Source organism: Kineosporiaceae bacterium (assembly GCA_016713225.1).
In the GTDB taxonomy this organism is placed as follows: domain Bacteria; phylum Actinomycetota; class Actinomycetes; order Actinomycetales; family Kineosporiaceae; genus JADJPO01.
Window position 1 is genome coordinate 798458 of record JADJPO010000003.1, and the last position, 20568, is coordinate 819025.

The 20568-nt window shown below is 70.8% G+C and carries 20 protein-coding genes; 15 read left to right on the top strand and 5 right to left on the bottom strand.

Annotated elements, in window-relative coordinates; genetic code table 11:
* Positions 1-29 precede the first annotated feature (29 nt).
* The gene (locus tag IPK24_14705; GenBank protein MBK8076775.1) at positions 30-1241 is read right to left on the bottom strand and encodes an NUDIX domain-containing protein; all 1212 of its coding nucleotides are present in this window, start codon (positions 1239-1241) and stop codon (positions 30-32) included.
* A gap of 13 nt (positions 1242-1254) precedes the next feature.
* Entirely contained in the window at positions 1255-1650 is a 396-nt protein-coding gene (locus IPK24_14710) for a DUF3054 domain-containing protein (GenBank protein ID MBK8076776.1), read from the bottom strand.
* Positions 1651-1767: 117 nt separating this feature from the next.
* On the opposite strand from IPK24_14710, the gene IPK24_14715 reads away from it, so the two are divergent.
* The 4 genes from IPK24_14715 to prcA are packed head-to-tail and all read left to right on the top strand — an operon-like array spanning position 1768 to position 5173.
* Positions 1768-3285 (top strand): proteasome accessory factor PafA2, encoded by a 1518-nt coding sequence (locus IPK24_14715; GenBank protein MBK8076777.1) that lies wholly within the window; start codon positions 1768-1770, stop codon positions 3283-3285.
* Positions 3286-3341: 56 nt separating this feature from the next.
* Positions 3342-3533 (top strand): ubiquitin-like protein Pup, encoded by a 192-nt coding sequence (locus tag IPK24_14720; protein MBK8076778.1) that lies wholly within the window; start codon positions 3342-3344, stop codon positions 3531-3533.
* Between the two features lie 48 nt (positions 3534-3581).
* Positions 3582-4385 (top strand): proteasome subunit beta, encoded by an 804-nt coding sequence (prcB, locus tag IPK24_14725; protein MBK8076779.1) that lies wholly within the window; start codon positions 3582-3584, stop codon positions 4383-4385.
* Complete coding sequence (prcA, locus tag IPK24_14730; protein MBK8076780.1) at positions 4382-5173, top strand: proteasome subunit alpha; 792 nt, start codon at positions 4382-4384, stop codon at positions 5171-5173. Before prcB ends, prcA begins: the two co-directional genes overlap by 4 nt.
* Before the next feature lie 11 nt (positions 5174-5184).
* Here the strand turns inward: prcA and IPK24_14735 are convergent, their stop codons facing one another.
* Together IPK24_14735 and IPK24_14740 are read right to left on the bottom strand one after the other, a co-directional pair.
* Positions 5185-7611 (bottom strand): ABC transporter permease, encoded by a 2427-nt coding sequence (locus IPK24_14735; protein ID MBK8076781.1) that lies wholly within the window; start codon positions 7609-7611, stop codon positions 5185-5187.
* A gap of 15 nt (positions 7612-7626) precedes the next feature.
* Positions 7627-8379, bottom strand: a complete 753-nt coding sequence (locus tag IPK24_14740; GenBank protein ID MBK8076782.1) for an ABC transporter ATP-binding protein — start codon at positions 8377-8379, stop codon at positions 7627-7629.
* A gap of 147 nt (positions 8380-8526) precedes the next feature.
* Here IPK24_14740 and pafA point away from each other — a divergent pair, with 147 nt between their 5' ends.
* The 3 genes from pafA to IPK24_14755 all read left to right on the top strand — a co-directional run bounded on the left by pafA (position 8527) and on the right by IPK24_14755 (position 11346).
* Positions 8527-9888, top strand: a complete 1362-nt coding sequence (pafA, locus tag IPK24_14745) for a Pup--protein ligase (GenBank protein MBK8076783.1) — start codon at positions 8527-8529, stop codon at positions 9886-9888.
* A 31-nt stretch (positions 9889-9919) separates the two neighbouring features.
* Positions 9920-10882, top strand: coding sequence for an FKBP-type peptidyl-prolyl cis-trans isomerase (locus tag IPK24_14750; GenBank protein MBK8076784.1), 963 nt, complete (start codon positions 9920-9922; stop codon positions 10880-10882).
* A gap of 86 nt (positions 10883-10968) precedes the next feature.
* Positions 10969-11346 carry an FKBP-type peptidyl-prolyl cis-trans isomerase gene (locus IPK24_14755; protein MBK8076785.1) on the top strand — a complete coding sequence of 126 codons (378 nt, stop codon included), beginning with the start codon at positions 10969-10971 and terminating at the stop codon, positions 11344-11346.
* A 4-nt stretch (positions 11347-11350) separates the two neighbouring features.
* On the opposite strand, the gene IPK24_14760 is transcribed toward IPK24_14755, so the two are convergent.
* The gene (locus tag IPK24_14760; protein ID MBK8076786.1) at positions 11351-12490 is read right to left on the bottom strand and encodes a DUF3866 family protein; all 1140 of its coding nucleotides are present in this window, start codon (positions 12488-12490) and stop codon (positions 11351-11353) included.
* Positions 12491-12550: 60 nt separating this feature from the next.
* Between IPK24_14760 and IPK24_14765 the strand changes: the two genes are divergently transcribed.
* The 8 genes from IPK24_14765 to IPK24_14800 all read left to right on the top strand — a co-directional run bounded on the left by IPK24_14765 (position 12551) and on the right by IPK24_14800 (position 20506).
* Positions 12551-13621 (top strand): WYL domain-containing protein, encoded by a 1071-nt coding sequence (locus IPK24_14765; protein MBK8076787.1) that lies wholly within the window; start codon positions 12551-12553, stop codon positions 13619-13621.
* Positions 13618-14571, top strand: a complete 954-nt coding sequence (locus tag IPK24_14770; GenBank protein MBK8076788.1) for a WYL domain-containing protein — start codon at positions 13618-13620, stop codon at positions 14569-14571. The genes IPK24_14765 and IPK24_14770 overlap by 4 nt, the downstream gene beginning before the upstream one ends.
* A gap of 235 nt (positions 14572-14806) precedes the next feature.
* Positions 14807-15175: a hypothetical protein gene (locus IPK24_14775; GenBank protein MBK8076789.1), complete on the top strand. Its 369-nt coding sequence runs from the start codon at positions 14807-14809 to the stop codon at positions 15173-15175.
* Positions 15176-15299: 124 nt separating this feature from the next.
* The gene (locus tag IPK24_14780; protein ID MBK8076790.1) at positions 15300-15575 is read left to right on the top strand and encodes a hypothetical protein; all 276 of its coding nucleotides are present in this window, start codon (positions 15300-15302) and stop codon (positions 15573-15575) included.
* Between the two features lie 52 nt (positions 15576-15627).
* Positions 15628-15876, top strand: coding sequence for a Sec-independent protein translocase subunit TatA (tatA, locus tag IPK24_14785; protein MBK8076791.1), 249 nt, complete (start codon positions 15628-15630; stop codon positions 15874-15876).
* A 57-nt stretch (positions 15877-15933) separates the two neighbouring features.
* Positions 15934-16782, top strand: coding sequence for a twin-arginine translocase subunit TatC (tatC, locus tag IPK24_14790; GenBank protein ID MBK8076792.1), 849 nt, complete (start codon positions 15934-15936; stop codon positions 16780-16782).
* 2 nt (positions 16783-16784) lie between these two features.
* Positions 16785-17717 carry a sphingosine kinase gene (locus IPK24_14795; GenBank protein MBK8076793.1) on the top strand — a complete coding sequence of 311 codons (933 nt, stop codon included), beginning with the start codon at positions 16785-16787 and terminating at the stop codon, positions 17715-17717.
* Positions 17714-20506: a DEAD/DEAH box helicase gene (locus tag IPK24_14800; protein ID MBK8076794.1), complete on the top strand. Its 2793-nt coding sequence runs from the start codon at positions 17714-17716 to the stop codon at positions 20504-20506. Before IPK24_14795 ends, IPK24_14800 begins: the two co-directional genes overlap by 4 nt.
* Positions 20507-20568 lie beyond the last annotated feature (62 nt).

The window sequence follows — 20568 nt, forward strand, 5'->3', positions numbered from 1 at the left end:
ACAAGTCGACCCGGATCACCCCAGAGGGTTCACGGCCCGGCGATGTGGGGCAGATCCCAATCAGGGGGCAGCTGCGCGGCGGCGACCGTCTCGGCGGGCGGCGTCGTCCAGCACCCGTCGAACGGCGGGGCACCGGCCCGAGCCAGCGCGCCGAAGCGTTCGCCCGCGGCACGGATCGCCGACGCCTGCTCGGCGGGCCAACGATGCGGTAGGCCGGTGAACGCCGCGAACTCGTCCTCGTCCTTCCACTGCGGCTGCAGGGGTGATGCGGGGGAGTCCGGACGAGGCACCCAGACATCCAGGGCATGATCGGCGGTGTCGACCAGATAGGTGCCCCGGCAGGTCCGGCGGCGGATCTGCGCTGCCTCGAGATTGCCGTACCAGCCGCTTAAGCGGCCGTCGGCCTCGAAGAAGTGCCACACCGCCCACCCGGTGGGCCGGGCCGGGATCCGCACGTAGATGCCGTGACTGCGCCACTGCCCGACGACCCGGCGCCGCGGCCCCGTGGCCCGCTCGGCCAACGAGGCCTCGCGCAGGTCGCGACCGTCCCGGTGCACCTCGCGCACCGTGGCGGTGCCCTCGGTGATCCAGAGCACCAACTCGTCCGGGCCGTCGGCGATCACCGTCGCCGGCCGCACGAACGAGGACCGCCCCAACCGCCCGAATCGGTAGAGCACCGTGGCCCCGACCGGCCACGGGCCGTCGTCGGCCACCGGATCGCCGATCATGGGGTAGAGCATGCTCGAGTCCGGCACGAAGACCCGGTTCTCGTCGGCCAGCCAGGCGTCCAGCTCGGCCGGGTCGAGCCACCAGGCCTCGGCGACCTCGCCGTCGGCGAAGTGCACCTCGCCGTCCCACGTCGTCTCGTACAGGAAGACCAGGCCATGAGTGCGCTCGTCGCGGTACCAGGTGGTCAGCAGCGGCCGCAGCTCGACCCCCTCGATGCCGACCTCCTCGGCCAGTTCGCGCCGGGCGCAGTCCAGCGGGCTCTCGCCGGCGGCGACGACCCCGCCGCACGCCAGGTCGAACCGACTGGGCCACAGATCCTTGGTCGCCGCGCGCTGGTGCACCAGGATCCGCCCGTCGCTGCGCCGCACCAGAATGCTGGACGCCGCGTGCGGCAGGTTCTCGGCCCGCATCCGCGAGCGCGGGGCCGCCCCGACGACGCGTCCGACCGGATCATCCGGGTCGTAGAGCGCGACCAGCTCCTCACTCACGATCTCACTCACGATCTCACTCACGAACGGAGCTCGCTCACACGCGGCGCCGAGCGGCCAATGCCCGCCAGCCGAGCAGGAACAGCGCCAGGAACGTGCTGGCCACGGCAATGAACGAGGCCTGGACGCCGCCGCCGGTGAGGTGCCGCAGGGTCATGCCGACGGCGACCGTGGCCACCACGATCGCCACTCCGGCACGCATCGAGGCCGGGTGCACCCGGCGCACCAGGACGCCGGCCCACCCCAGCGCCGTCCCGGTCAGGAACGGCCAGGCGACGGTCAACGTGCCGGTCAACACGGTGCCCTCGTCGTGCGCTCGCCGGCCGAGCAGCACGAAGACCACGACGCTGATCAGATCGGCCACCGCCGCGACCGGCAGCCGGGTCGACGGTGAAGCGCCCGGGGGGAGGGTCGAGGGGGCGGAAGGGGCCACGGCAGGGGACGAATCGCTCACCGCCCCAGTCTGTCAGCACGCTGCGGGTGCCGAGCTGTCGGCAGGGCCACTCGCTCGTCCCGGGCGGTTGTCACACCCGCCTCGTAGGGTGGGGTCATGAGCGTGCGGCGGGTCATGGGGATCGAGACCGAGTACGGCGTCTCGGCCCCGGGGGACCCTTCGGCCAACGCCATGCTGCTGTCGAGCCAGGTGGTCAACGCCTACGCGGCCCCGCTGGGCAGCCGGGCCGGACGCGCCCGGTGGGACTACGAGGACGAGGCCCCGCTGCGCGATGCCCGCGGCTGGGAGTTCCCGCGGGACGCCGCCGACCCCACCCAGCTCACCGACGCCCCGGACGACCCGGGCCTGGCCAACATCATCCTCACCAACGGCGCCCGGCTCTACGTCGACCACGCGCACCCCGAGTTCTCCACCCCCGAGGTGACCAACCCCCGCGATGCCCTGTTGTGGGACAAGGCGGGCGAACGGGTGATGCTCGAGGCGGTGCGCCGGATCGCGGCCAACCCCGGCCTGGGCACGGTGAATCTCTACAAGAACAACACCGACAACAAGGGCGCCTCCTACGGCACCCACGAGAACTATCTGATGCGCCGCGACACCCCGTTTGCCGACATCGTGCGCTATCTGACGCCGTTCTTCGTCTCCCGCCAGGTCTTCGCCGGTGCCGGTCGGGTCGGCCGCGGCCAGGAGGGCACCGGCAGCGGGTTCCAGCTCAGTCAGCGGGCCGACTTCTTCGAGGTCGAGGTCGGGCTCGAGACCACGCTCAAGCGGCCGATCATCAACACCCGAGACGAGCCGCACGCCAGCGCAGACCGGTTCCGGCGGCTGCATGTGATCATCGGTGACGCCAACCTCTGTGAGGTGGCCTCCTACCTCAAGATGGGTACCACTGCGCTGGTGCTCGAGCTGATCGAGCAGAAGGGGTTCACCCGCGACCTGGGCGTCGAGCGCCCCGTCACCAGCCTGCACAGCGTCTCGCACGACCCGAGCCTGAAGACCGTTCTCCGGCTGCGCGACGGCACGACCGCCACCGCCGTCCAGTTGCAGTGGATGTACCTCGAGCAGGTCACCTCCTACGTCGACGAACGCCAGGGCGCGGACGCCGACCCCCAGACCCGCGACGTGCTCGCCCGGTGGGAGAGCGTGCTCACCCGGCTCGAGACCGACCCGATGAGCTGTGCCCGTGAGCTCGACTGGGTGGCGAAGCTGCGCCTGCTGGAGGGATTCCGCCAGCGCGAGAACCTGCCCTGGGACGCCGCGCGACTGCAACTGATCGATCTGCAGTGGGCTGATCTGCGGCCCGAGAAGGGGCTGTACCACCGCTTGGTGCAGCGCGGTCTGGTCGATCGGTTGGTGACGGACGACGAGATCACCGAGGCGGTCGGCACCCCACCGCCGGACACCCGGGCCTACTTCCGGGGCCGGTGCCTGGCCCGGTACGGCGAACACGTGGCCGCGGCGTCCTGGGATTCGGTGATCTTCGATGTGCCCGGCCGGGGAGCCCTGCAACGGGTTCCCACGTTGGATCCACACCGCGGCACCCGCGAGCACGTCGGCGAACTGCTCGACCGTTGTTCGACCGCCGCCGAGCTGTTGGACGCCCTGGCCACCTAGGATCGAGTCAGACGGATCGAGTCACGACCCGAACGTCACACAGAGGAGGACCGCAGATGGCCGGTCAGGAGCAGAAGACCCCCTCGGGGCGTGGGGACGAGCCGGACGACGCGGCTGCGCCACCCCCGCCACCTCAGTCGCAGGTCTCCGGTGACGACGTCGACGCGATCCTGGACGAGATCGACGACGTGCTCGAGACCAACGCCGAGGAGTTCGTCAAGGGATTCGTGCAGAAGGGCGGGCAGTAACCCATCGTGGCACCCAGCGGTTTCGACACAGCCGACGGGCGGTTGCCCATGGCCTTCACGACCCCAGGGTCGTCGTCCTTCACCGACTTCCTCGCCCGGCACGCCGCCGAGTTGCTCCCCGGGCACCGAGCGTTCGGCGGCGGGCGGGGTGGTGAGGGAGTGATGCCCGAGGTCCCGCACGCGACGACCATCGTGGCGCTCACCTTCGCCGGTGGCGTGGTGATGGCCGGCGACCGGCGGGCGACCATGGGCAACCTGATCGCCCACCGCGAGATGGAGAAGGTGCTCCCGGCCGACGAGTACTCCTGCGTCGGCATCGCCGGGACGGCCGGGGTGGCGATCGAGCTGGTGCGGCTGTTCCAGGTCGAGCTCGAGCACTACGAGAAGATCGAGGGTGCGCTGCTGTCCCTGGACGGCAAGGCGAACCGCTTGGCGACGATGATCCGCGGCAACCTCGGCATGGCCATGCAGGGCCTGGCCGTGGTGCCCCTGTTCGCCGGGTACGACATCGACCGCAGCGTGGGGCGCATCTTCTCCTATGACGTGACCGGCGGACGCTACGAGGAGCGCGCCCACCACAGCGTCGGCTCGGGGTCGCTGTTCGCCAAGGGGGCACTCAAGCGCGGCTGGCGCGACGACCTGGACGCCGCGGGCGCCGTGCGGGTGGCGTTGGAGGCACTGATCGACGCCTCGGACGAGGATTCGGCGACCGGCGGCCCCGACGAACGCCGTCGGATCTACCCGGTCGTGGCGCAGGTGACCGAGGCCGGCTACACCCGGGTCGCGGATGACGAATTGGCAGCCCAGGTCGACGACCTGCTGGCCGAGCGGGAGCGGAGGACCCGGGCATGAGCATGCCGCCGTACTACGCCTCGCCCGAACAGATCATGAAGGACCGGGCGGACTACGCCCGGCGCAACATCGCCCGGGGTCGCCCGGTGGTGGTGCTCGGCTACGACGGGGGAATCGCCTTCGTCGCCGAGAACCCGTCCCGCTCGCTGCACAAGATCAGCGAGATCTACGACCGGATCGCCTTCGCCGCGGTGGGCAAGTACAACGAGTTCGAGAACCTGCGGGTGGCCGGCGTGCGCTACGCCGACCTGCGCGGCTACTCCTACGACCGCAGCGACGTCACCGCCCGGGGCCTGGCCAACGCCTATGCCCAGACCCTCGGTGCGGTGTTCACCACCGAGCCCAAGCCGCTCGAGGTCGAGATCGCCGTCGCCGAGGTCGGGGTCGACCCCGACGGGGATCAGATCTTCCGGCTGACCTACGACGGTTCGGTCGGTGACGAGGGCCCCTTCGTGGCCATGGGCGGCCAGGCCGAGCAGATCACCACCGGTCTGCAGGAATCCTGGCGCACCGGTATGACGCTCTCGGAGACGCTCACCCTCGCCGTGTCGCTGCTCGCCCGTGACCCGGCCGGCGGTGCGCCACGCACCCTGGGCGCCGGGCAGCTCGAGGTGGCGATCCTCGATCGGCAGCGGCCACGGCGCGCGTTCCGGCGGTTGGCCGGCCCGTTGCTCGAGCGGTTGCTCACCCCGGACGACCCGACCACCGACGTCCCGCCCGTGGACGACGCACGGCCCGGGCTGCACGACACGCTCACCGGCGACGAGCCGCCCGCAGAGACCACCTGACCCAGCTGGTCTCACTCGACCAGCCGCAGCGTGGTCGGGATGTCGATGTGCCTCAGCCGGCGCAGCGTCAGGACGGGAGCCAGGGCAACCGTCGCCACGCCGAGGACCATGGCGCCGGTGACCGTCCCAGCGCTCAAGGCGGCGGTCACGTCGATCTCTGGCAGCACGCCAGGAGTGATCGCCCTGGTAACCCAGGCCAGCACGCCATACCCGCCCACGATGCCGATCAGCGTCCCCATCGCGCCGATGATCGCCGCTTCGATGGTCGCGATGGCCAACACGGTTCGCGCCGACAGCCCGAAGGCCATCATCGTGGCGTGCTCCCGCGAACGTTCGTCCATGCCGATGCTGGCGGTGTTGAAGGCGATCAGCAGGGCGAGCAGCAACGTGACCGCACCGGCAACCCGCAACACTCCCAGGAACTCATCCAGGGACGAGCGCATGGCGTCGACGACCGCTCGGGCAGTCTGCACCGCCGAGACCTGCTGCAGTCCGAGCACGGCGCGTCGGACGTCGTCGACCGCGTATCCGGTGGCGGGTCGAACCGTCACGACATTGACCAGCCCCGGGCTGACGATCACCGAGTCCTCGCCCGCGGGCAGATAGGCGTTGCCCCGCACCGGGTCGGGATGCAGCCCGGCCACCCGGAGCGTGGACCGGGTCATGGTGAGCCCTCCGGGCGTGATCCTCGGATGGCGCAGGATCACCTGGTGCCCGATCGAGACGCCCAGATCATGAGCGGCCTTGCGGCTGAGCACGATGCCGCCCTTCAAGGAGCCGCCCGAGAGCCGCGGCACCCAGGGAGCGTCGGCCGGGATGGTCTGCACCATCAGGTCGATGCTGGTTGCGTCCGGTGACGAGGCGGGTGCTGCGGTCACCGGCAGCAGCACCGCTGCGGAGGCGGATCCGACGTGGGGGAGTGCCCTGATCGAGCGAAGGGTGGGCCCGTCCGCGGTCTCGAACGTCCGCAACGACACCACCAGCCGATCCGGTGCCACGCGCAGGGTCTCGTCCGAGGACGCGTCCAACGTGGCGGTGAAGGTGTCGAGGAAGCCGAATGTCGTGACCAGCGCCGTGATCGCGGCTGACACGCCGAGCACGGTCATGAGGGTCCGTCGCGGAGTACGGACGAGGTTGCGCACCGGCATCTGATGCCAACTGGACCCGGGAAGGTGCAGCCGCCCGAACGCTCCGGCACGGGGGCGTTGGCGGCCCGCCAGATGACCGACCTTGATCGCTTCGACGGGCTGCACGCGAACTGCCCGCCACACCGGCCAGAGGACTGCGGCGAACGGCAACAGGAAGCCGATCAGGGCGGCCTGGGCGAACACCCCGGCCTGCAGCGGAGTGATCCAGATCGGCAGGGGCACCATGGTGGTGAACAGCGAGCGCAGCGGCAGCCCGAGCGCCCACCCCACGGCCAGCCCGACCACCACGCCGATCAGGGCTACCTCGATGCCGAAGAGCAACGGCCGCACGGCCAGCACCCGATCCGGCACCCCCAAGGCCATCCCGATGCCGAACTCACGACGCATGGCCTCGATCACCCGGACGGTGAGATTGAGGGCCGCGAAGGCGGCTCCGAGCAGGATCAGCAGAGCCAGAACGCGCCAGAGCCGCTCGTCGGCATCAATGTCGTCGTAGAGGATTCGGTAGGCGCCCACGTCGCGGCGTTGCGTCACGTCGGCCACCACCGCGGGGGCGTCGGTCGACAGGCGGGCCTCCAGCTCCGCTCGGACGGTCCGCGCCAAACCGGGGTCCGTGAGCCGGATCACGAGGTCGTTGACCTTGCCGGGTGATCCGGTCATGGCTTGAGCGGAATGCAGGGTTGTGTAGGCGACGCCGTAGGACGCCTGGCTCATGAACGGCAGCCCACCCTGCCCCCCCGACAGTATGAAGTACTCCGGGGACTGGCCAAGGCCCACATAGGTCGCGCGCACGCCGCCGGAGAGGTCGACCTCCCCGGTCACGGGAAGATCGTTACCCTCCGCAAAGGCCCGCTCCATCACCAGCAGGGGCAGGCCGTCGTCCGCGGCCGTCAGGCTCCTGCCCGCATGGCGGGAGACGCCGTCGATCGGCGCGCCGAGCGCCGACCCGACGAGCTCGCCGCTGGCCAGCAGGCCGCCTGGCGCCGCGAACTGTGTCGGCAGGACGAGCCGCTCGCGCAGCCCGGCAATGGCGGTGGCATGCGGGATCTGCTGGGCAACACCCGCCAGAGTCCCCTCGGCCACCGCGGTGCCCAGGGCGAGCCGGATCTGCACGTCGTGCAGCTGCAGAGAGGCGAAGCTGGCGTCGTTGGACCGGCGCCGCCACTCGCTGGTGCCCAGCAGTGCGGCATAGGTGCCCGTGCCGACGCCGATGATGGCGGCAATCGTGGCCACCAGGAGCCACCTGCGGCGCAGATCGCGGAGCGACCAGCGCCACCACAGACGTCGCATCGCGTCCTCCTCGCGTCACCAACGCAGGGCGGCGACGTCGGCGCGCCCACCCATCGGCGGCCCGTCGCTCGTCACTCTCCCGCTGGACAACTCCACGACCCGATCGGCCGCCCGCGAGATCTCACGATTGTGAGTGACCACCACGACTGTCGTGCCCGTCTCCGCCTGCCGATGCAAGAGCTCGAGAATGGCCACGCCCGTGCGGAAGTCCAGCTCGCCGGTCGGCTCGTCCGCCAGCAGGATCGGGTTGCCGGTGGCCAAGGCGCGCGCGATCGCCACGCGCTGTTGCTCACCGCCGGAGAGCTGGTGAGGGGAATGACCGGCCCGGGCACCGAGCCCGACCAGGTCGAGCATCTCTCGGGCACGCTCCACGGGATGGGTGTGCCCGGCCACATCCGCACCGAACTGGACGTTCTCCAACGCGGTCAGCCCGGGGAAGAGGTTGAACGTCTGAAAGACGAAGCTGACGGTCGTGCGTCGCAGCACGGCGCGTTCGGTGCGACTCGCGTGACTGATCTCCGTGCCGGCCAACGTGATCCGCCCCGCGGTTGGCGCGTCGAGCGCACCGATCAGGTTCAGCAGAGTGGTCTTGCCGGACCCGCTGGCCCCCAGGATCACCACGAACGCCGACCGATCGATGGAGAGGTCGACCCCATCGAGAGCCTTGACCAGGCTGCCACCCACGTTGAAGTGCCGGCAGACCCCCCGCAGCTCGATCCCGGACGGTGCAGAAGGGCCGTCGCGCTTCGATGCTGACGTGCTCTGCATGGCAAGCCCCCCCACAGGAGTGTTCCTCGAGCAATCCTGCCCACGGACGATCTGTGACGTCGACCCTGGCCGGATATGACGCTCGCCCCACGACGCCGGCAGGCCGGCGCCCTCGCCGGGCGCACCTGAGCCACCTAGAGTGGACGCATGGACCGCCGAATCTTCGGGATCGAGACGGAATTCGGCGTGACGTGCGCCTTCGAGGGCCAGCGCAAGCTGTCGCCCGACGAGGTGGCGCGCTACCTGTTCCGCAAGGTGGTGTCGTGGGGGCGTTCCAGCAACGTCTTCCTGCGCAACGGTGCCCGGCTCTATCTGGACGTCGGATCGCACCCCGAGTACGCCACCCCGGAGTGCGACGACATCCGTGAGCTCGTGGTGCACGACCGCGCCGGTGAACGGATCCTCGAGGGCCTGCTGGTAGACGCCGAGCGGCGGCTGCACGAAGAAGGCATCGCCGGCGAGGTCTACCTGTTCAAGAACAACACCGACTCGGCCGGCAACTCCTACGGCTGCCACGAGAACTATCTGGTGAGTCGGCACGGCGAGTTCGGCCGGCTGTCGGACGTGCTGATCCCGTTCCTGGTCACCCGCCAACTCGTGGTGGGTGCCGGCAAGGTGCTGCAGACGCCCCGCGGGGCGGTGTTCTGCCTGAGCCAGCGCGCCGACCACATCTGGGAGGGCGTCTCCAGCGCGACCACCCGCTCACGCCCGATCATCAACACCCGCGACGAACCCCACGCGGACGCCGAGCGCTACCGCCGGCTGCACGTGATCGTCGGGGACTCCAACATGTCCGAGACCACCACCCTGCTCAAGGTCGGGGCCACCGATCTGGTGCTGCGCATGATCGAGGCGGGGGTCGTCGTCCGCGATCTGACGCTCGAGAACCCGATCCGGGCCATCCGCGAGGTCAGCCACGACCTGACCGGCCGCCGTCGGGTACGGCTGGCCAACGGCCGCGAGGCGAGCGCTCTCGAGATCCAGGAGGAGTACCTCGAGCGCGCCAAGGACTTCGTCGACTCGCGCGGGCTGCACACCGACGTCATCAAGCGCGTGCTGGACCTGTGGGAACGCGGTTTGCGCGCCATCCGCACCGAGGACCCCTCGCTGATCGACCGGGAGATCGACTGGGCGATCAAGCACCGGCTGGTGGAGCGGTACCGCGCCCGGCACGACCTGCCCTTGTCGTCGCCCCGCATCGCCCGGCTGGATCTGGCCTACCACGACATCCATCGCGACCGGGGACTGCACTACATGCTGGTCAAGCGAGGGCTGGCCGAGCGGGTCTCCTCCGACATCGAGGTGTTCCAGGCCACGGCGGTACCGCCGCAGACCACCCGCGCCAAGCTGCGCGGCGACTTCGTGCGCCGCGCGCAGGAACGCCGCCGCGACTTCACCGTCGACTGGGTACACCTCAAGCTCAACGACCAGGCGCAGCGCACCGTGTTGTGCAAGGACCCGTTCCGTTCGGTGGACGAGCGCGTCGAACGGCTCATCCAGAGCATGTGAAGGGCGCCGCCGACGGCTAGGGTGATTCCTCGTGTCGGCTCGTTCCCGGTTCGCCTCCGCCTGTGCGGCGCTGATCCTGTGCACCCTTGCCTCGGCAGGGTGCAGTACCCCGAGCAGTACGGCCGACCCGGCCCGATCCAGCGTGGCGACCACACTCGAGACGGTGACGGTGACGGGCAAGTTGGGCGAACGGCCCACCCTGAGCGTGACCACGCCGTTCTCGGTGCAGACCGGCTTGGCCAAGGTGCTCACCGTCGGCACCGGGGCCAAGGCCGCAGCCGGCCAGCGGGTCACCATCGAGTACCTCGGGATCAACGGCACCGACGGCAAGGAGTTCGACTCCTCCTACGGGCTGCGACCGACCAGCTTCGTGCTGAGCGTCGAGAACAACCTGCCGGGTCTGGTCAAGCGGCTCACCGGGGCCACCGCCGGGTCGCGGATGCTGCTCGCGCTGCCCCCCGGGGAGGCGTACGGACTCAAGGGCCTGCCGGGCGCAGGTGTCGGCCCGACCGACACGATCGTGCTGGTGGTCGACCTGATCGCGGTCAAGGACGTGCTCGCGCGCGCCACCGGCACAGCGGTCAAGCCGCGTGCAGGCCTGCCCACTGTCGCCCTGAACAAGAAGGGCGCCCCGACCATCAAACTGCCCGAGACGGACCCGCCCACGGCGCTCGTGGTGCAGCCGCTGATCATCGGCGCCGGACCCAAGGTGACCCGCGGGCAGCAGATCACCGTGCACTACAGCGGTGTGATCTGGCCCGGCGGCCAGCAGTTCGACAGCTCGTGGGGGCGTCCCGCGCCGGCGAGTTTCCCCATCGGGGTGGGCAAGGTGATCGCGGGCTGGGATCGCGGCCTGGTCGGCCAGACCGTCGGCAGTCAGCTGCTGCTGGTGATCCCGCCGGACGACGGCTACGGCGCCGAGGGCAAACCCGAGGCCAAGATCAAGGGCACCGACACCCTGGTGTTCGTGGTCGACATCCTGGACGCCGCCTGACCCGCCTCACCATCCAGACCAGCACGACCCAGACCAGCACGACCCAGATCACCGACATCGAGGAGATTCACGTGAGCGACGCCGTCCTGAACGGGCGCGGTAAGCCGGAGATCGAGTTCCCGGGCGGCGAACCGCCGGCCGAGCTGCAGATCGTCGACGAGGTCGAGGGCACTGGCGCGGAGGCCACTGCGGGTAGCCGCGTGAGCGCGCACTACGTCGGGGTGTCCTTCTCCAGCGGGGAGGAGTTCGACGCGTCCTGGAATCGAGGCTCGGCCCTGGACTTCCGCCTCGGCGTCGGCCAGGTCATCCCCGGCTGGGACCAGGGCATCGCCGGCATGAAGGTCGGCGGCCGACGTCGGCTGGTCATCCCGCCGCACCTGGCCTACGGCAGCCGTGGCGCCGGTCGGGCGATCGGCCCGAACGAGACGCTGATCTTCGTGGTCGATCTCGTCGGCGTCGGCTGATCCCTCAGGCCCCGAGCATCGCCACCGCGTGACGGCCGGCGGCCGCGGCCGCCAGGAAGGCCGGCTCGTCGGCGTCCACGCCGCGGCCCATGGTCGACAGCCGCACCGGACTGTCGTCCAGGGCCGCGCGCAAGCCCTGCAGGCCCACCTCGACCAGGGTGTGTCGCCCGTAGGGCGGGGCCAGCGACGCCGCCGCCGCCCGCACCTCCACGGCGACGTCGGCCCAGGCCTCGCCGTCCTGACCGGGGACACCCAGCATCGGCACCACCACATCGGCCGTGGCCAGCGCGACCCGGCCCAGCGCGGTCAGGCTGTGGTGTGAGACGCCCCGGTGGCGGGCCCGGGCGTCGGCCGCGGAGATCCGCAGCGTCGCCACCGGCCGTCCCCGCAGGGTCGCCGTCGCGTTCACCGCCTCGCCGGTGGCCACCCCACTGAAGCCCCAACGGGTACCGGTGCCCACCACGCCGGGGCCCGGGGTCACCACCGTGATGTCCGCGTTGACCACCAGCCGGGCGGCCAGCAGTCCGGTGTGCAGGCTGACGGCCTCGAGATCGCCACCGAAGGCCTGCCCCACCGTGATGCAGGCGTTGATCCATCCGGCGTTGCGCAGCCCGGCGACCGCCCGTGAGAACCAGGCGGGCAGGCTGGCGCCGTCCGTCATCACGTAGGCGACCCGTGGCGGTGGCGCCGCCCGGGGCCAGTCCGCCCGAATGCCGGCGATCACCGCCGGCAGATGCGAGTGCAGGTCGGCGACGACCACCGGCATGCCACCCAGGTCGTCGGCGTCCCGTAGCAGCTCATGGTGCGGTGAGGCCTCCTCGTCCACCCCCAGGACCATGATCTGCTGCGGGGTGTACCGCGCCTTGACCACATGCCCCGGGCCGAGCGCGACGCCGGTCGCCGCGCGCTGGGGGATCGCGACGACGAACGCATACCCTCCGGTGCCGAGCCCGGCCTCGAGAGCGGCCGTGTTGAGCAGCACCAGGTCGCTCACCTCCGGGCGGCCGACCAGCGCGGGGTAGGCCAGGGCACGGACAGCGGTCCAGGTACGCGTGGCGTCGTCCAGTACGTCGACGGTGCACTCGAGGGCGCCGTCCCATTCAGCATCGAGAGAGGTGACCCTGCCCTCGCGCCAGCCACTCACGCCGCTCCCTCCGCCCGACCTCGCGACCGTGACCCCCCGCCTCGGGTAGCGTCACTCGTGATGCCCGCGACGAACCGTACCGAACGGCTGCTCAATCTGGTCATCGCCCTGGCGGCAACCACCCGCTGGCTGACCAAGGAGCAGATTCGCCACGCGGTGCCGCAGTACGAACGATGCGAATCGGTCGAGGCCTTCGACCGGATGTTCGAGCGCGACAAAGAGGACCTGCGCGAGCTCGGCGTCCCGCTGGTCACCGGCTCCCACGACGCCTGGTTCGAGGACGAGATCGGCTATCGCATCGACCGCACCAGCTACGAACTCCCCTCGATCGATCTGACCGCCGAGGAGCTGGCCGTGCTCGGCTTGGCCAGCCGCGTGTGGCAGCAGGCGAGTCTGGCCGGTCCGGCGGCCCGCGCGATGGTCAAGCTGCGCTCGTTGGGTGTGGCCGTGGACGCCGAGACACTGGTCGGCGTCGAGCCGCGCGTCCGCGCCGCCGAACCGGCGTTCGAACCGCTCTATGCCGCCACCCGGGACGCCGCTCCGGTGGCCTTCCGCTACCGCAAACCGGGCGAGGCGAAGGCGGCCGACCGCAAGGTCGAACCCTGGGCGCTGACCGCCCGCGGCGGCTGGTGGTACCTGGTCGGCTTCGATCGCGGCCGGTCGGCACCGCGGGCGTTCAAGCTGTCCCGGATCGAGGGCGGCATCCGCCGCATCGGAGCGGCCGGCAGTGTGGTCAAGCCGGACGACCTCGACCCGGCCGCCATGGTGCGTCACGGCCGGGCGGAGCAGGACCTACGCACGGCCCGGGTACGGCTGCGGCCCGGGCGGGGGACAGCGCTGCGCCTGCGCGACGGCGCGTCCGTCGTCCCCGACGCACTCGCGGCGGCGGCCGGCTGGGACGTGGTCGAGCTGCCGATCGGGGACGCCGCCCAGCTGGCCCAGCAACTCGCCGGGTACGGCCCCGACGCCCTGGTGCAGACCCCCGAGGACCTGCGCGACCGGGTGATCGCGCTGCTGCGGGGTGCCCGAGCGGTTCACGCCGAGCCGGCCGTGCCCATGGATTCGGCTGCGTCGGTTGGGTCGGCTGCGTCGGTTGCGTCGGCTGCGTCGGCCTCGGAGTCGGGTCGATGAATCTCGGTGCGACCAACCGGCTGTCACGGTTGTTGACCATGGTGCCCTGGCTGTTGCAGCGTCAGGGGGTGCCCCTGGGTGAGGCCGCCGCCCACTTCGAGATCAGCGAGGAAGACCTCGTCAAGGACCTCGAGCTGCTGTTCGTGTGCGGCACACCCGGCCACCTGCCGGACGACCTGATCGACGCGGACTGGGAGTCGGGCCGGATCTACCTGCGCAATGCCGACGCGATCGCCCGCCCGCTGCGCCTGGGCATCGATGAGGCCGTGGCGCTGCTCGTCGGCCTGCGCACCCTGGCCGAGGTACCCGGACTGCACGACCGGGCAGCACTGGAGGCGGCGCTGACCAAGCTGTCGACCGCCGCCGGGGACGCCGCGGCCGCCGCCTCGGCGCTCACGGTGGACCTGTCCCGCGGGGCGAACGAGACCACGCTGGCCACGATGCGCGAGGCGGTGCGCCGGCACCGGCGGCTCCACCTCGAGTACCTGGTGCCCAGCCGCGACGAGACCACCCAACGGGACGTCGACCCGATCCGGGTGGTCACCGTGGGGGACCGCTGGTACCTGGACGGCTGGTGCCACCGGGCCGAGAGCGTGCGCCGCTTCCGCCTCGACCGGGTGGTCAGCGTCGAGTTGCTGGAGGTCGACGGCACCCCACCCGCCGGAGCGGTGGCCCCCGATCTGGACGAGGGGCTGTTCACCGCCCCGCCGGACGACCTGGTCGTCACGGTCGAACTCACCCGTCAGGCCCGTTGGGTGGCGGAGTACTACCCGATCGAGCAGGCCCTCGACCTGCCGGACGGCGGGTTGCAGGTACGCCTGCGGACCGCCACGTCCGACTGGCTGCCCCGGCTCGCCCTGCAGCTCGGCGGGTCCATGAAGGTGCTGGCGCCGGCCGAGGTGGCCGCCCGCGTCGCGGAGCTGGCGGACGGCGCGCTCTCGGCCTACTGAGACGCGTTACACGCGACTCGCCCGAGACTCACCTGGCCCTTCTGGCCACCGGCCGATCGGCCGTTCCGCTGATTCTGCCCCGGCGCTCTGAAGGCGACGTGTCGCACGGTCGAGGGTGCGGAAGCACCTGCCACGATGACACCAGTGTTAACCGAGAGTACTCATGTGACTGCAGAGTGCTACCGACTGGTTTGACTGGTACCGCACCACCACCAATCAAAGGGAGGCCCCCACCATGACGACGATCAAGGCGTCGTGCCCGAGCTGCGGTGACGTAGAGCTCACCCCACCTCAGGTCCGACTGGTCGTCTGTTCGGTGAAGGCCTGGTCGTACTACGCGTTCACCTGCGGCACGTGCCTGGAGGAGATCCGCAAGCCGGCCGGACGCGATGTGGTCGCCCTGCTCATCTCCGGCGGTGTCCTGGCCGAACCGTGGTCGGTGCCGGCCGAGGCCCTCGAGGAACACCACGGCCCGGCCCTGAGCTACGACGATGTGCTCGACTTCGCGTTGTGGCTCGACCACGCCGACCTGGTGTCGGCTGCGGCGGCCACCAGGCAACCCACCGGCCTGCCCCTGAGCACCGAGCCGGAAACCGCCAGCTGACCCCCAACCCGCCGTGATCATGCAATCCGTGCACGCTCGTGAATTCATTCACGAGCGTGCACGGATTGCATGATCACGGCGGAGGGTGGGTGGGGGCCGACCTTCGGGCCGTTAGGCTGCCCGGGTGACATGGTGGGCCTGGCTGATCGTCTTTCTCCTGATCGCCCTCGGGGGTGCCTGGGTGCTGTTCGTCCAGGCCCGCTCGGTCTGGCGCAAGGCCATGGCGCTGTTCGACGAGCTCGGCGCGGCGTCTGCCCAGCTCGAAGGGGTCACCGATCAGCTCGATCAGCTGGAGGCGGACCGGGCCGCGCGCAGCACCGGGACGTCGTCCGTACCGGCCGTCTTCGACAGCCCGGGGCGCCTGCGCCAGGAACGCGTCCTGCAGGCCCGGCGTCGATGAGGCGCTGCGAGACGTAGCATGTCCGCAACGTCCGATCGAAGGGGCAGCTGTCATGGTGCGTGGTCTGTTCGAGGGATGGCACCTCGTCATCCTGCTCATCGTCGTCATCGTGCTGTTCGGGGCCAAGCGGCTACCCGACGCGGCGCGCGGTGTCGGCCGTTCCCTGCGCATCCTCAAGGCCGAGGTCAAGGACCTCAAGGAGGACGATGCGCCCCGTACGCCCGAGGCCGTCGAGGGCGGTAGCTACCCGAACGCCAACCCGAGCGGCAACCCGGTCGCCGACCCGCGCCGCGACGCCTGACCGCGCGCCGTGGCCGTGATGACGCCGCGGCGTGCCAGCAAGAACCCCGACGGGCGGATGCCGCTTCGGGAACATCTGGCCGAGCTGCGCCGACGACTGCTGTACTCGGCGATCGCCATCGCCCTCGGCGCCCTGGGCGGCTGGTTCGTCTATCCGCGGTTGTTCCAGGCGGTGCAGCAGCCCTTGCTCACCATCGCCCGCGAGCGGGGCATCAAAGCCAACATCAACTTCGCGGACTTGATGGGCGCCTTCAACCTCCATCTGTCCATGTCGATGTACCTGGGCATCCTGCTCGCCAGCCCGGTGTGGCTCTACCAGCTGTGGGCGTTCATCGTCCCGGGCCTGACCCGGCGCGAGAAGCGCCACGCCATGGCCTTCTCGGCCGTCGGCGCCCCGCTGTTCGCCGCCGGAATCTGGATCGGCTGGTTGGTGCTGCCGAACGCGGTGACGTTCTTCGCCGAGTTCGCCGAGCCGGGCACCTCGCTGTTGCCGAGCGCGGAGAAGTACTTCGCCTTCGTCACCCGGCTGTTGCTCGCGTTCGGCCTGGCGTTCTTGTTGCCGCTGTTCCTGGTGGCGTTGAACCTGGCCGGCCTGGTGAGTGCGGCAGCCATGGCCCGCAGCTGGCGCATCGCGGTGTTCCTGGTGTTCCTGTTCGCGGCGATCGCCTCGCCGACCCCGGATGCCGGTTCGATGCTGGCGTTGGCGCTGCCCATGTGTGGCCTGTACGCGATCGCGGTCGGATTCTCGGCACTGGTGGATCGCCGACGTGCCAAACGCGCCGCCTTCGCGAACCTGTCGGACGACGAGACCAGCGACCTCGACGCCCCGACACCGATCGAGGACCCGACCCCGATCGACGACCCGGTGCCTCCGCACGACTCGGCACGCTTCGACGACGCCACCTGAGGATGACGCCGATCTCGGTTGTCGTCGCGGTGAACCCGACGGCCGGTGGTGGTCGCGGCGCTGCAGCCGCCGTGGACGGCGTGGCCGTGCTGCAGGGCGGCGATGCCCGGACGGACGCCCGGATCCGGGCCGAGGTCCTCGTCGCCGACGACGCCCATACCCTGCGAGAGCGCGTCCGTGGAGCGCTCGAGGCCGGCGCCGACGCCTTGGTCGTGGTCGGCGGGGACGGCATGGTCCACCTGGGCGTCAATCTCGTGGCCGGCACCACCACGCCGCTGGGCATCGTCGCGGTGGGCACCGGCAACGACAACGCCCGCGAGCTCGGTCTGCCGGTGGGTGATCCGACGGCGGCCGCACGCGTCGTCCGCGATGCGCTGATCGGCGACCATCGCCGGGCGGTGGACGCCGCCCGCTGGCAGGACGACACCGGGGCCTCCGGCTGGTTCAGCGGAGTGCTCAGTGCCGGGTTCGACAGCATCGTCAACGAACGCGCCAACGGCTGGTCGTGGCCCCGGGGCAGGCTGCGCTACGACTTGGCGATCGTGCGCGAACTGCCGGTGTTCCACGCCCGGGGGTACACGATCGAGGTGGACGGCGTGCGCCGGACCACCGGCGCCGTCCTGGTGGCCGTCGGCAACGGCCCCGCCTATGGCGGCGGCATGCGGATCTGTCACGGCGCGGCGATGGACGACGGCCTGCTCGACCTGGTGATCGCCGGGCCGATGCCCCGCCGAGCGCTGATCCGGTTGTTCCCCAAGGTGTTCCGCGGCGAGCACCTGGGCCACCCGGCGGTGACGCTGACCCGTGCCCGCACGGTGAGGATCGAGGCACCGGGCATCGTGGGGTACGCGGACGGCGAGCGGCTCGCTCCGCTGCCGATGAGCTGCGAGGTCGTCCCCAGCGCGCTGCGGCTGCTGGCGGCACCGACCGGGTGACCCACCGGGCGGGAGATCTCGATAACGTGGGGGGCGTGTCCAGCAACCGGCTCGAAGGCTTCGCGGCCGGGTACGACTTCGTCCTGGACGATTTCCAGCTGCGGGCGTGCCGGGCGCTCGAGGGCGGGCGCGGCGTCCTGGTGGCGGCACCGACCGGGTCAGGCAAGACCGTGGTGGGGGAGTTCGCCGTCCATCTGGCCCTCGCCGAGGGCCGAAAAGCCTTCTACACCACGCCGATCAAGGCACTGTCGAATCAGAAGTACGCCGATCTGGTGGCCCGGCACGGCGCCGGTCGGGTCGGGTTGCTGACCGGCGACACAGCGGTCAACAGTGAGGCGCCGGTGGTCGTGATGACCACCGAGGTGCTGCGCAACATGCTGTACGCCGACTCACCGACCCTGGCCGGCCTCGGCTATGTCGTGATGGACGAGGTGCACTACCTGGCCGACCGGTTCCGCGGCCCGGTGTGGGAAGAGGTGATCATCCACCTGCCGCAGCAGGTACAGATCGCCTCGCTGTCGGCGACGGTCAGCAACGCCGAGGAGTTCGGTGCCTGGCTCGCCGAGGTCCGCGGGGACACCGACGTCGTGGTCTGGGAGCACCGGCCCGTGCCGTTGTGGCAGCACGTCCTGACCGCGGGCGGCATCGTCGACCTGTTCGCCGAGGCCCATGACGGTCAGCCCGGAGCCCACGCCGGGGGCGGCGAGCCACGGGTGAACCCCGAGCTGCGCGAGACCTATCGTCGCCAGACCCGTCCCGGTGGCCGCGCGCGCGGGCGGGGGCCGGGATCGCGGGGGCCGCGGCGTCGTCCGCCGGCACGCCCCGAGGTGATCGCGATGCTCGATCGGGCGGGCCTGCTACCGGCGATCACCTTCGTGTTCAGCCGGGCCGGGTGCGAGGCGGCAGTGGAACAGTGCCTGGCCGGTGGGCTGCGGCTGACCACGGCCGCCGAGCGGGACGAGATCTCGCGCATCGTCGCCGAGGGCACGACCGAGATCCCGGAGGCCGACCGCGCCGTCCTGGGGTATCGCACCTGGCTCGAGGCGCTCCAACGCGGGATCGCCGCACACCATGCCGGGCTGCTGCCCACCTTCAAGGAGGTGGTCGAGCAGTTGTTCGCCGCGGGGCTGGTCAAGGTGGTCTTCGCCACCGAGACCCTGGCGCTGGGCATCAACATGCCGGCCCGCACCGTGGTGCTCGAGAAGCTGATCAAGTGGAACGGTGAGACCCACGCCGACATCACGCCCGCCGAGTACACCCAACTCACCGGACGCGCCGGACGACGCGGGATCGACATCGAGGGCCACGCGGTGGTGCTGTGGCACGAAGGGCTCGACCCGCATGCCCTGGCTGGGTTGGCCTCGACCCGCACCTACCCGCTGCGATCCAGCTTCCGGCCGACGTACAACATGGCGGTCAACCTGGTCGCCCAGGTGGGTCGCGAGCGGGCGCGACAGATCCTCGAGACCTCGTTCGCCCAGTACCAGGCCGACCAGGGTGTGGTCGGGCTGGCCCGTCAGTTGCGGCGTCAGGAGGAGGCACTCGCCGGGTACACCGAGGCGATGACCTGTCACCTGGGTGACTTCGCGGAGTACATGGCGCTGCGCCGCCGGATCGGGCGACTGGAGGCCGAGTCGTCCCGGGCCGCCGCCGCCGGACGCCGGTTGGATGCCATCGCCTCGCTGGAACAGTTGCGACGCGGGGACGTGATCCGCATCGGGGCCGGACGCCGCGCCGCCTGGGCGGTGGTGGTCGAGACCAACGGCAGTTCCGATGCCGACGGTCCGCGACCGACCGTGGTCACCGACGGGCACCGGCTGCGGCGGGTCGGCCTGGCCGATGTGCCCCACGGCGTCGAGCCGGTGACCAGGATGTCGTTGCCCAAGACCTTCGATGCGCGGAGCCCGCATGCCCGGCGCGACCTGGCGTCGAGTCTGCGGACCGTGCTGACCACGCACGATCTGCCGGGATCCCGCGGAGCCGGCCGCGGCAACGGCCGCTCGTCGGACGACGACGCGGCCGACCAGACGCTGGAGAAGGTCAGCCGGCTGCGGGCGGCGCTGCGCGCTCACCCGTGCCACGGATGCGCCGAACGCGAGGACCATGCGCGGTGGGCCGAGCGTCATCACAAGCTGCAGCGCGACACCGAGACGCTACGGCGTCGGATCGACGGGCGGACCAACACCATTGCCCGGGTGTTCGACCGGGTCTGCGACCTGCTCACCGAACGCGGGTACCTGGCGACCGGGACGACGGGCGAGCTGGAGATCACGACGGCCGGTCGACTGCTGCGCCGGATCTACACCGAGTCCGACTTGCTGGTGGCCGAGTGCCTGCGGGCCGGGCTCTGGTCGGGGCTGGACGGGCCGGGCTTGGCCGCCTGCGTCAGCGCCGTGGTGTTCGAGTCGCGCGGCGAGGGGCGGGACGCCGACCCCCGGTTGCCCGCCGGCGCGGTCCGGACGGCGCTGCACGAGACCGTGCGGATCTGGTCGGAGCTGACCGACCAGGAGGAACTGCACCGACTCGACACCACCCGCGAGGTCGACCTCAACCTGGCCTGGGCGGTGCACCGCTGGGCGAGTGGGCGAGGCTTGGCCGACGTACTCGGCAGCCAGCAGGCGGGGGAGCTGTCAGCGGGGGACTTCGTCCGGTGGTGCCGACAGATCATCGACCTGCTGGGACAGATCCAATCGACGGCGCGCGAGTCGGGGGATGACGCCCTGCGCCGCAGCGCGTCGGCGGCCATCGACGGTGTGCGTCGGGGTGTGGTCGCCAACTCCGTCGCCTGACCCCAGCGATTCTGTGTGGTCGAAGTCGGCGTATGGCACCACTTTCGCCACACACAATCGGT

Coding starts and splice junctions, on each gene's coding strand:
- IPK24_14770 (MBK8076788.1), top strand. CDS start 13,618: ATGAATCTCGGTGCGACCAACCGGCTGTCACGGTTGTTGACCATGGTG.
- IPK24_14740 (MBK8076782.1), bottom strand. CDS start 8,379: ATGCAGAGCACGTCAGCATCGAAGCGCGACGGCCCTTCTGCACCGTCC.
- IPK24_14765 (MBK8076787.1), top strand. CDS start 12,551: ATGCCCGCGACGAACCGTACCGAACGGCTGCTCAATCTGGTCATCGCC.
- tatA (MBK8076791.1), top strand. CDS start 15,628: ATGGTGCGTGGTCTGTTCGAGGGATGGCACCTCGTCATCCTGCTCATC.
- prcB (MBK8076779.1), top strand. CDS start 3,582: ATGGCCTTCACGACCCCAGGGTCGTCGTCCTTCACCGACTTCCTCGCC.
- IPK24_14735 (MBK8076781.1), bottom strand. CDS start 7,611: ATGCGACGTCTGTGGTGGCGCTGGTCGCTCCGCGATCTGCGCCGCAGG.
- IPK24_14715 (MBK8076777.1), top strand. CDS start 1,768: ATGAGCGTGCGGCGGGTCATGGGGATCGAGACCGAGTACGGCGTCTCG.
- IPK24_14720 (MBK8076778.1), top strand. CDS start 3,342: ATGGCCGGTCAGGAGCAGAAGACCCCCTCGGGGCGTGGGGACGAGCCG.
- tatC (MBK8076792.1), top strand. CDS start 15,934: ATGCCGCTTCGGGAACATCTGGCCGAGCTGCGCCGACGACTGCTGTAC.
- IPK24_14795 (MBK8076793.1), top strand. CDS start 16,785: ATGACGCCGATCTCGGTTGTCGTCGCGGTGAACCCGACGGCCGGTGGT.
- IPK24_14775 (MBK8076789.1), top strand. CDS start 14,807: ATGACGACGATCAAGGCGTCGTGCCCGAGCTGCGGTGACGTAGAGCTC.
- prcA (MBK8076780.1), top strand. CDS start 4,382: ATGAGCATGCCGCCGTACTACGCCTCGCCCGAACAGATCATGAAGGAC.
- pafA (MBK8076783.1), top strand. CDS start 8,527: ATGGACCGCCGAATCTTCGGGATCGAGACGGAATTCGGCGTGACGTGC.